Source organism: Streptococcus danieliae (assembly GCF_025447695.1).
Taxonomy (GTDB): Bacteria; Bacillota; Bacilli; order Lactobacillales; family Streptococcaceae; genus Streptococcus; species Streptococcus danieliae.
Map to the genome: position 1 here is coordinate 1 of NZ_JAOBSU010000068.1, position 10,037 is coordinate 10,037.

Genomic DNA, 10,037 nt, shown 5'->3' on the forward strand with positions numbered 1-10,037 from the left:
AGGAGGGGAGGAAGGAAGATTGTCTTTATTCTATATTGTCAGTTTTCAGGGATTCCACACAACTTGACAAAGAACCAGAATTCATAGTAAGTGAGCCGAATAATGAGGAGGACATAGAAGAGGACAATGGCGACTCCCAAGAAGAGAGAGAAATAATTGGCCTTGGAGCGGCCTTCCTTACGGAGCAAAATGAAGCCGTTGTAAATCAGGAAGAAGCCACCGATTAAGACTAGGAGGGGAAGGACAATGAGGAGGAGGCCGGAGAAGATCTGGTTGAGCAGCTCTAGACCTAGATCATAACTGAGTTGGGCTAGATAGAGATAGCCGAAGATGAGAAAAATCATCATGACGATGGGATTGAGCAAACTGCGATTGTCCCGGAAAAAGGACCAGACCAGCAGAAAACCCCAACAAAGCGGGTTTGGGATGGTAAAAATGGTCAGGAAGAAAAAAGGCAACATGTGCCAGACCGAAATCTGCGGCTGCTCGGGCCGCCAAACAAACCACAAGAGCAGGAGCGAGTAGGCCAGTCCCAAAGGCCAGGTCGGAAAAAAGACCTGGATTAGACCTGTTAGGCCTAGGAGGAGAGAGTTATACTTGGCAGCTGGTCGGCTGTAATGGAGCCAGGCAAATAGCCCAGCTGAAATCCAGCCGGCAATCAGAAAATAGAGTGGATTCATGACATTTCCTTTAGTAATTTTTCTCAATTATATCACGAAAACAGAGGACGAGACTTACAATCTTGAAAGAGGGGAGCTACTTGCTCATGTAAAAAAGAGGTTGGGATAAAGATCCCGAACCTCGAAGAGCTGATTTATACTCATTGAAATTCAAAATCTGACCTTGTCAAGTCTCCTTGGTGAACCTCAGTTTAACCTAACTTCGCTTTCACGTTTTTGGGCTCAGGTTGAAGTTCCTCGCTTTCCTAGTCATTCTTTTGAATTTCTGCGAGTATTCTGATTTTGATTTTCATTAGGGATTAATACTCTGTTCGTTTATAAAAGTGAAGGGAAGAACTGTAGAAGAGGCTGGCATAAAGGAGAGTGACCAGTAGGGTCAGCAACAGGCAGGAGATGAAGGAGAGGTCGTCTAAGAGTGTCACATAGCCGTTGGGAAAGAGATAGCGAAGACGATTAAGCAAGGGGGCAATATAGGAGAGGAGGGAAAACAGGGTGCTCATCAGCATGGTAAAACCGCTGGATAGTCGGATGGATAAGGCGCTAGCGAGAAGAATGGATAGGAAAAGCATACCTCCCACTCCTAGGCTGTTTAAGATAGCTTCTTGGAGGTCAGGAAGGACTGGTGTTAGGAAGTCACCAGAAGCGACGCCTTGCTGGGTGAGATGGAAATAGTAGGTAATTAGACTGCTGATAAAGGTCAGACCCATATAGACGAGTTGCAAAAGAATCAAGGAACCTAGTTTGGCATTTAAGATTGTTTTTCGTTGGCGATCCTTGTATAGATAGAGGATGCCCTGATTTATTTCTTCTCGGAAGAGCTGAATCGCTAGATAGATAAAAACTAGAGTCGGTAAAAAGAGCCCGTTCTGAGTAACTAGGACGGCACTAAAAAATTCAACGAAGCTAATCCCTCCACCGCTAGCAGTTAGCTGCATGAAGTTAGTATCAAAGAGACTCACAGGTAATAGAATTAGAGGAAAGAGACTAAAAGCTAAGATGATACGTGCTTCTTTTTTCTGAATCAAAGCTTTGAAAAAAGGAAGGGTTAGATAGTTCATAGTTAGTCCTCCACAAATAAGGTTTCAAGATGGTCTCGTTTAGAGAGAACACCCTTGATTAACTTGGCTTGAGCTAGTAGTTGAAAGATTTGATTTCGTTCTGAGAGCAAGATGTCAGTCGGAATCTCTACTATCTGGTCGCTGCTTGAGCGAGCTCCCAAATTTGCAAGCTGTTGAGCCAACTCAGTTTCCTGGATCGGCAACGCGAGTTCGATCAGTATGGTTTTCTGTTCAGCAGGAGTAGCTTCGGAAATCTGCCCCCTGTCAATGAATAAGAAGCGTTGGCATAGCTCCTCCAATTCAGAGAGCTGGTGACTAGAGACTAACATGGCGGTTTTCTTGGTCTGGGCCCAATTCTTCAAAATTTGGAGGAGGTGTTGAACCCCAATTGGGTCTAAACCAACAAAGGGCTCGTCTAGTAAAATAAAACTCGGTTCTGTAATCAGGGCTAGGGCTAAGGCTGTTCGCTGCTTCATCCCAAAGGAAAAATCTTTTGGTTTTCGATAGCGGGCATCCCAGAGACCGACTAATTCTAAAATGCTTTTGATGTTGTTGGAGTAGTGTTCCTTTTGATGAATTTTTAAAAAGAGTTGGAGATTTTCTAAAACGCTGATTTGTGGAAAAAAAACAGGATCAATCATGATTCCAAAATCCTCTAGCATGTCTTCCTCCGCATAAAGGTTCTGATCCTGAAATAGAATTTCGCCTTGAGTTGGAAACTGTGATTTGGCAATACATTTGAGTAAGGTGCTTTTTCCAGATCCATTTTTGCCCACGAGACCGACAATCTCTCCCTGGTCAATCGTAAATGAAGCATCCTTTAGGGAATAAAAATCGTTTCCTGCATATTTTTTACTTAAATGCTTTACTTCGAGAAATGCCATGGTTGGTCTCCTTTCTGAGGATTAACAGTTGGAAGAGGTAAGCAGTGGCTAGATATAAGAGACTGACAAAAATGATTTGCGAGGGTTCTAAAAGACTAGAGGTAATCTCTATTGATAAATCTTCTTGGCTAATTGTGTTGTTACGGATAAATGTTTCCCAGAATCCTAGATAGTTTACCAAAAGTCCCAGAAGTAGATAGTTAACTAAAGAAATTACGGGTAAGATAATAGACCAATAAGATTTTTGATGAGTATACCTAGATAATAAGTACAGAAATATAGCATTGAAGATCGGTGGAGATCCGTATATTAATAATGCGAGTTCTAAGATACCCAGATATGGCATGGAAACAGTAGAAATAATTAATATTCCTAGGTGAATGAGTGTGTTATATGCTATGAGTTTTTTCATAAGAATCTCCTATCCAAATAAGTAGCCAACTAGAAGATTATGAGACCAATGGAAGCCTATGGAAGCTTGTATTCCAAATCTATCAGCAATGTAGTAAAGAATAAAACTTGCAGGTAGTTTAACAATAGCATTGACAAATAAGTTACCATTCAAGTGTAAAACAAAAGCAAATAGTAGAGAACCTAAGAATATCGATTGTTTTTTTGAAAAAGATTGTAATAAGATACTTAAGATATACATTCTAAATAAGATCTCTTCGCCTAGTGCAATAAAAAAAGAATGTATTACCTCACCTGAATGTAGAAAATAGAGAGATAGGCATGTGATTAGTATAAATAATATAAAAGTTGTTTTTCTAGATAATTTTGAATATTCTATTTTAATATCTAAAAATCTGATGAGCAAATAAGGAAGGATTATAAAACCTATTAAAATTAGCAGGATTTTCATAATAGTAGCTAGTACTATACTATAATGGATTAGAAAGTAGATAGAAAAACCTAAGCCACTAAATACTGCAGCAATTACAATCATTGCAAGTGAGAGAACTATGGAATCAATTTGACTAAATCTTTTATTCATAAATTCACCTAAAAAAAGCAGTTGAGTAAAGAGGCCACCTTCACTCAACTGCCAAATTAAAAGATAGTAAATTTAGTACTGATATTTAGTTTAAGCTATCTTACCAATACCATTTTTTACCACGATATCCCAATTTAGCGAAACCAACATTAATTTCAAAGCGAGTGAAGAGTTTTTTTAAGAAATTCATAAGTGATTCCTCCTTAAATTTTTGTAATAAGTTAACTTACTAAATAAATTATAGCACGCCGCAAATAAAATGTCAACGCTTTCACAAGAGGTTTTTAGAATTCTAAATGAAAGTATGTGGAGATAGATTAGTATTGTTTTTATTAAATATGGAAGGGATTAATCGAAGTTTTGAACTAGTTTTTGATAGACGGAGCAATTCTTCAATAAAATTTCGTGTTTTCCACTATCTACAACTTTCCCTTCTTTGTTAAGCACTAAGATATAGTCAGCGGATTTAATTGTATTGAGGCGATGGGCTATAGTAATTCTTGTTTTTCCTTTTGTAAGAGTGTCAATTCCACGGTTGGTAATAGTCTCTGTAACTGAATCTAGACTTGATGTAGGTTCATCAATTAGGTAGATTGCACTATTTCTTAATAGAGCACGTGCGATGTTGAATCTTTGTTTTTGTCCCTCAGATAGACCGAGCCCCTGACTGGAAATTTTGGTTTCTAAGCCTTTTTCAAGTTTTAGTATCAAGCTATCTAGTTGGAGAGTTTTTAAAACAAATGATAGGTGTTCCTCAGTAATATCTTTATTCTTTCCATAGCATAGGTTTTCTTTAATAGTTCCGTTAAATAATGTGTTTTCTTGAGGTACGTAAGCTATAAAAGAGCGTAGTTGAGTTACAGATAAGTCTTGCAGATCTTGATTTCCGATGGTAATTCTACCTTCATAATTATTGTAATATTTTAATAGCAGAGCGAATATGGTAGATTTTCCAGCTCCACTTGGTCCAACAATTGCGAAATGTTTACCGCTAGGAATTGTTAAGTTTATATTAGTAAGAATTGGTCTGGTGTTGTAGGAGAAATTTAGATCATGAAATTTGATGTCAAAATTCTGTAATTTTTGTGAACAATCAGTAATCTCTTCTTTTGGAAGTTCTAATAGTTCAGCTACACGATTTGAAACACTTTTAAATTCGGCCCATTCAGTTGCTACTGTCAGTAGATCAGTTACAGGTTCAATCAGTTGAAATATATACATAATGAATGATAGGAGGATTCCGATGGTTATTACTCCAAGTTTTACTTGCCAACCTGCAATGATAATAACAATAAAAATAAAGCTCATTATTAAACTATTCAAACCAGCTTCTCGTATTCCAGATATTAGAACTATATTTCTATAGCTTGAAAGTAGTTTATTAAATAATTGATTTGACCTGACTTCTTCCTCATGTTCACCAAGAAATGCTTTTATAAGTTTGATCGAGTGAAGTCGATGACTGATGGTGTTTGAAATCTCACCTTGAGTTTCTTGAATTTTAAAATAGTATTTTTCAAGTTTATGATTTATAACACTTGTAAGTATCAAGAGGATAGGCAGAATAGAGATGCTTAATAGTGTCATTGGCAAACTGATTTTAATTAGAAAATAGAGTGAGCCAATTATCATAATAAAATTTTTAAAAATACTTGGAATAGAAAAAGTTAGAAAACGTAAAATAACAGACATATCATTAGTAAAACGACTAGCTAGATCTCCAGGTTTAAATTCATTAAGTTGAGAAAGGTTACTTTTCAATATAAATGAATACACTTGTTTTTGGATTTTGTTAACACTATTACCTCCAGCGGAAAAAATAATGAATGATGCAACGGTTTGTAGAAAATATATTGAAATAAATATTAAAAGAAATGTGACTATCTCAGTTGGTTTGTTTAATATAGTATCTATGAAATTATTATCCAGAATTTTACCAATAAGGGTTGGTATTAATAAAGCCAATAGACTACTTCCCAGGCTGAGAATAATGCCAAATAGGAAAAGTTTCTTGTTTACACTTTTTATCAGTAATTTAATGAATATTTTCTTCATAAATATCATTCCACCTTTCTATAGATTTAGGTACTGAGGCTGAAAAAATTTTTGTGAAGTATTGAAGATACTTAGAATTAATTGATTTTAACGTGTATGCTTTTATATGATAAATAGCATAGAGGATATTTTTGTAAACGCTTTCCATAAAGGTAACATATTTTCATCTATAAATCAATATATAATGATGTCTATCAATAGTAGATAGCTTATCGTAAGTATTCAATTGAAGTCTTTGTGTGGAAAGTAGTTTGTAAATGACTTTCAGTAGTTTATGATTACAGGTAATGATGGTTTTCATCTTACTTCCCCTTTGGAGAAGCTCGTTTATAGAATGATGAAAAGTAGTTACTCTGTATCGATGCACTAGTTACTACGACAAGTTGTCTCGTTTTGGTTCTTTTTACATAGGAATAAGATATTTTCAATTTAACAACTTAAAAGTATTTACAATCAATAACTTTTGAGTTATAATTTTTATTAGAAAGAGGTACTACTAGTGCATAATATCTATTTTTACAAGGATAAAAATGGCAATGAGCCTGTTTTAGATTATATGCGAGAACTTGCCAGTAAAAACGGGAAAGATAGTAGAATCAAACTCAATAAAATCAATGATTATATTGAGTTACTCAGTCAACATGGAACACGTGCAGGCGAGCCTTATATGAAGCATTTAGAAGCTGAAATTTGGGAGCTAAGACCACTAAGAGATAGAATTTTATTTGTTGCATGGATTGATGGTAGCTTTGTTTTACTCCATCATTTCATGAAAAAGACACAGAAAACACCTAAAAGAGAAATTGAACAAGCTAAACGTGAGCTAGCAGACTTAAAAGAAAGAGGTTTAGACAATGAAAAATAGTGCAATCGGTAGTAACTGGAAAGATGTTAGATCTGAGTTATTCAGCAAAGAAGAAATTTTAGAGAGTGATATGCGCGTGGCTATCATGAGTGAGCTTATTCAGGCTAGAAATGAAAAGGGGATTAGTCAGAAGAAATTAGAGGAGCTTAGCGGCGTTAGTCAGCCGGTTATAGCTCGAATGGAGACAGGGAAAACAAGCCCACAGCTTGATACCGTGTTGAAAGTTTTGGCAAGTCTTGGTAAGACCTTGGCTGTTGTGCCGTTAGAGCATGAGCAAGTATAGGAATGTAAAGCGATATTTTTGATTGCAGAAAGCTGTACTAGCTGTGGCTTTAGGAGGAGTTGAGCAATGATAGACTGATGGAGCCAAGGCTGCCTTAAGTAGCTTTGGCGGCCGTAAAAAGCATGATTCAGGAGCCTCGTGGTCAAGCATTGGCAGAATATTGAGGCTGGGACAAAAGTCTAGCCTCTATCTAATTGTAGATAGCTTATCGAAAGTATTCCATTAAAATCTTTGAAATCGAAAAACCACACGGTCATCCTCCCATCTTGCTTGGTTTCAAAATGGTTATGACAGTGTGGTTTTATTCAGGATCTATTCTTGTCTTACAACTCATCCAAGGCTTGGATGGCTGTTTGGTAGTCAGGTTCTTGGTGGACGTCTTCTAGGTATTCCAGGTAACGAACAGTGTTGCTTTCATCGAGGATGAGCACGGAACGGGAGAGGATGTGCCATTCTTCCATGAGGAGACCGTAGGCTTTTCCGAAGCTATTGTCAAAGTAGTCGGAGAGCATGATTGCCTTGTCTAGGCCTTCAACACCACACCAGCGCGCTTGGGCAAAGGGGGTGTCGATGGAGATGGTCATGATGACGGTATCTTCACGGCCAGCGAGGTTGGCATTGAATTGGCGTGTTTGAGTTGAGCAGACACCGGTGTCAATAGATGGCACGATGCTGAGAACTTTTTTCTTGCCAGGGAAATCACTGAGGCTGACTTTTTCTAGGTCCTTGTTGAGGAGGGTGAAGTCAGGGGCGATATCTCCGATTTGGAGACGGTTACCGATAAGATGGACTTCTTGTCCGAGAAATTGTGGCATAAGAAACTCCTTTCATTTCTTTCATTCTATCCTAAATGTGGTAAAAATGCTTAATAGGTGTTTTGGAAAAAGAAAAGAGGGAACAGGCTAAAAGTTGGGGGTGAAATCGGGGGAATCGGAAATATCCCCTTTTATCAAGTTTTTTTATGGTATGATAGTAGGAAAAGAATGGAGGTTCGTTATGGTACGTCTACAGGATGATTTTTATGATGCAATCAATGGGGAGTGGGCGGCTACGGCTGTGATCCCTGAGGACAAGGCGCGGACAGGTTCTTTTGTGGATCTGGCCGATGGGATTGAGGACTTGTTCTTGAAGCAAACGGATCAATGGTTGGCAAGCGATGATCTGCCAGCAGATGCGGTGTTGCAAGAGTTTGTGGCCTTCCATCGCTTGGCCGCGGATTATGACCAACGGGATGCGGATGGGGTAGCGCCTGTCTTGCCGCTGCTAGAAACTTACAAGAATTTGACTTCTTATGAAGATTACTGCCAGCGCGTGGCGGAGTTTGAGCTGGCGGGGACTCCGAATTTCTTCCCCTTCGGTGTCGCTCCTGACTTTATGAATGCTCGGATTAATGTCTTGTGGGCGGACGCTCCGGGAACCATCCTACCGGATACCTCTTATTATGCGGATGACCATCCTCAGAAGGAAGAATTGTTGGCTCTTTGGCGTTCTTCGATGGAAGACTTATTGGCTAAATTTCCTTTTAGCGAGGAAGAAGTGGCGGACTTGTTAGACAAGCGGTTGGAATTGGACCGTCGCATTGCCAGTGTTGTCCTATCCCAGGAAGAGTCTTCAGAGTATGCAAAACTGTACCATCCTTACCAGTGGGAGGACTTTAAAAAGCTAGTTCCAGGTCTTCCTCTGGGAGCAATTTTCCAAGACATTTTAGGACAGGAGCCGGACCAGGTGATTGTGCCGGAAGAGCGTTTCTGGCAAGCTTCTGAGCTTTTCTACTCAGAGGAAGCTTGGCCTTACTTGAAGGCAACCTTGATTTTGGGTGTGATTGGGCAAGCGGATGCTTACTTGACAGATGAAATCCGGGTGCTTTCAGGAGCCTATAGTCGGGCCTTGTCTGGAACGCCGCTGCCAATGAATGCCAAGAAGGCGGCCTATTACCTGGCGCAAGGGCCTTTTAGTCAGGCTCTGGGCCTCTGGTATGCGGAGCACTATTTCTCTCCAGAAGCCAAGGCCGATGTTGAAGCCAAGATTGAGCGGATGATTGCAGTTTATAAGAACAGGCTAGAAAGCAATGACTGGTTGAGTCCTGAAACCCGTGATAAGGCCATTGTCAAACTCAACAGCATTCGCCCTTACATCGGTTATCCCGAAGAGCTCCCAGCCCGCTACTATCAGAAGAAGGTGGATCCAGCCCTTTCCCTCTTTGAAAATGCCCAGGCTCTTGGTCGCCTAGAAATTGCCCACGCTTGGTCCAAGTGGAACCAGGAAGTGGATGACAAGGAGTGGGGGATGCCAGCCCACATGGTTAACGCCTACTACAATCCACAGAAAAACCTGATTGTTTTCCCGGCGGCCATCCTTCAAGCACCTTTCTACAGCCTTGAAGCTAGCTCTTCCGCTAACTATGGCGGAATTGGAGCCGTGATTGCCCATGAAATTTCCCATGCCTTCGATACCAATGGAGCCTCTTTCGATGAAAACGGCAGCCTCAACAATTGGTGGACCCAAGCCGATTATGATTCCTTCCAAGAAAAAACACAAAAAGTGGTCAACCTCTTTGAAGGCCAGGATTCCTATGGCGCAAAAGTGAATGGTAAGTTAACCGTGTCGGAAAACGTCGCGGATCTAGGCGGACTCTCAGCAGCCCTCGAAGCAGCCAAACAGGACCCCGACTACTCTGCTACAGCCTTCTTTGAAAACCACGCCCTCATCTGGCGTATGAAAGGCCGCGAGGAATTCATGCAAATGATGGCCGCCGTAGACGTCCACGCACCCGCCAAACTCCGGGTCAACCTCCAGCTACCAAACTTTGAAGACTTCCACCAAACCTTCCAAGTCACAGAAGCAGACGGCATGTGGCGCCAACCCGAAGACCGGATTGAGATTTGGTAAACAGTGAACTGACTACAGGCTGATTGAATGAAGGCGAAAAGCCATGAAAAATGCCAAAGACAGTAGCCTCCGTAGGTTACAGAGTGCCTTTCTCGCCATCGTGTCACTGGGCATACTAGCGCTTGTCTTGGGGCAAGCAAAACCACTGGCCTCGACTATCTTGGTAGCGATGATTATTCTCGTGGAAGCTACAAACCTTATCCAGCTGCGAAAGCTAGCCAACGAGGCAGATCAATCGTGATAAATTAGTAGTGGGCACCTCTAAAAACTCATACTTATTGTCGCCTTATTTCAAATAAGTAGGTATTCCTATTTGGTAGTGCGGACGT

At 40.1% G+C, this 10,037-nt stretch carries 11 protein-coding genes; 4 read left to right on the plus strand and 7 right to left on the minus strand.

Translation table 11 applies throughout. The features are described 5' to 3' along the window. Window positions 1-38: 38 nt before the first annotated feature. From N4310_RS05840 to N4310_RS05860, 6 genes are all read right to left on the minus strand, one after another. Window positions 39-680, minus strand: coding sequence for a hypothetical protein (locus tag N4310_RS05840; protein ID WP_262092435.1), 642 nt, complete (start codon window positions 678-680; stop codon window positions 39-41). Between the two features lie 299 nt (window positions 681-979). After that, window positions 980-1,738, minus strand: a complete 759-nt coding sequence (locus N4310_RS05845; RefSeq protein ID WP_262092436.1) for a hypothetical protein — start codon at window positions 1,736-1,738, stop codon at window positions 980-982. A gap of 2 nt (window positions 1,739-1,740) precedes the next feature. Continuing rightward, window positions 1,741-2,622 (minus strand): ABC transporter ATP-binding protein, encoded by an 882-nt coding sequence (locus tag N4310_RS05850; protein WP_262092437.1) that lies wholly within the window; start codon window positions 2,620-2,622, stop codon window positions 1,741-1,743. Next, on the minus strand, window positions 2,591-3,034 hold the full coding sequence (locus N4310_RS08655; protein WP_420832901.1) for an Msa family membrane protein: 444 nt from the start codon (window positions 3,032-3,034) through the stop codon (window positions 2,591-2,593). Before N4310_RS08655 ends, N4310_RS05850 begins: the two co-directional genes overlap by 32 nt. A gap of 9 nt (window positions 3,035-3,043) precedes the next feature. Next, window positions 3,044-3,616, minus strand: a complete 573-nt coding sequence (locus N4310_RS05855; protein WP_262092438.1) for a CPBP family intramembrane glutamic endopeptidase — start codon at window positions 3,614-3,616, stop codon at window positions 3,044-3,046. Between the two features lie 348 nt (window positions 3,617-3,964). Next, the gene (locus tag N4310_RS05860; protein WP_262092439.1) at window positions 3,965-5,671 is read right to left on the minus strand and encodes an ABC transporter ATP-binding protein; all 1,707 of its coding nucleotides are present in this window, start codon (window positions 5,669-5,671) and stop codon (window positions 3,965-3,967) included. Window positions 5,672-6,170: 499 nt separating this feature from the next. Between N4310_RS05860 and N4310_RS05865 the strand changes: the two genes are divergently transcribed. Then, window positions 6,171-6,536, plus strand: coding sequence for a type II toxin-antitoxin system RelE/ParE family toxin (locus N4310_RS05865; protein WP_179925101.1), 366 nt, complete (start codon window positions 6,171-6,173; stop codon window positions 6,534-6,536). Then, a complete protein-coding gene (locus tag N4310_RS05870) occupies window positions 6,526-6,819 on the plus strand; it encodes a helix-turn-helix domain-containing protein (RefSeq protein WP_262092440.1) in 294 nt (97 codons plus the stop codon). The genes N4310_RS05865 and N4310_RS05870 overlap by 11 nt, the downstream gene beginning before the upstream one ends. 323 nt (window positions 6,820-7,142) lie before the next feature. Here N4310_RS05870 and tpx read toward each other — a convergent pair whose 3' ends face one another. Beyond that, window positions 7,143-7,634: a thiol peroxidase gene (gene tpx, locus N4310_RS05875; protein WP_262092441.1), complete on the minus strand. Its 492-nt coding sequence runs from the start codon at window positions 7,632-7,634 to the stop codon at window positions 7,143-7,145. A gap of 181 nt (window positions 7,635-7,815) precedes the next feature. Between tpx and N4310_RS05880 the strand changes: the two genes are divergently transcribed. Beyond that, window positions 7,816-9,708: a M13-type metalloendopeptidase gene (locus tag N4310_RS05880; RefSeq protein ID WP_262092442.1), complete on the plus strand. Its 1,893-nt coding sequence runs from the start codon at window positions 7,816-7,818 to the stop codon at window positions 9,706-9,708. A 43-nt stretch (window positions 9,709-9,751) separates the two neighbouring features. Further along, entirely contained in the window at window positions 9,752-9,949 is a 198-nt protein-coding gene (locus N4310_RS05885; protein ID WP_262092443.1) for a hypothetical protein, read from the plus strand. Window positions 9,950-10,037 lie beyond the last annotated feature (88 nt).

Bases quoted from the DNA above. Each gene is read 5' to 3' on its own strand.
- N4310_RS05885 (WP_262092443.1), top strand. From the start codon at position 9,752: ATGAAAAATGCCAAAGACAGTAGCCTCCGTAGGTTACAGAGTGCCTTT.
- N4310_RS05850 (WP_262092437.1), bottom strand. From the start codon at position 2,622: ATGGCATTTCTCGAAGTAAAGCATTTAAGTAAAAAATATGCAGGAAAC.
- N4310_RS05880 (WP_262092442.1), top strand. From the start codon at position 7,816: ATGGTACGTCTACAGGATGATTTTTATGATGCAATCAATGGGGAGTGG.
- N4310_RS05855 (WP_262092438.1), bottom strand. From the start codon at position 3,616: ATGAATAAAAGATTTAGTCAAATTGATTCCATAGTTCTCTCACTTGCA.
- N4310_RS05845 (WP_262092436.1), bottom strand. From the start codon at position 1,738: ATGAACTATCTAACCCTTCCTTTTTTCAAAGCTTTGATTCAGAAAAAA.
- N4310_RS08655 (WP_420832901.1), bottom strand. From the start codon at position 3,034: ATGAAAAAACTCATAGCATATAACACACTCATTCACCTAGGAATATTA.
- N4310_RS05840 (WP_262092435.1), bottom strand. From the start codon at position 680: ATGAATCCACTCTATTTTCTGATTGCCGGCTGGATTTCAGCTGGGCTA.
- N4310_RS05860 (WP_262092439.1), bottom strand. From the start codon at position 5,671: ATGAAGAAAATATTCATTAAATTACTGATAAAAAGTGTAAACAAGAAA.
- tpx (WP_262092441.1), bottom strand. From the start codon at position 7,634: ATGCCACAATTTCTCGGACAAGAAGTCCATCTTATCGGTAACCGTCTC.
- N4310_RS05870 (WP_262092440.1), top strand. From the start codon at position 6,526: ATGAAAAATAGTGCAATCGGTAGTAACTGGAAAGATGTTAGATCTGAG.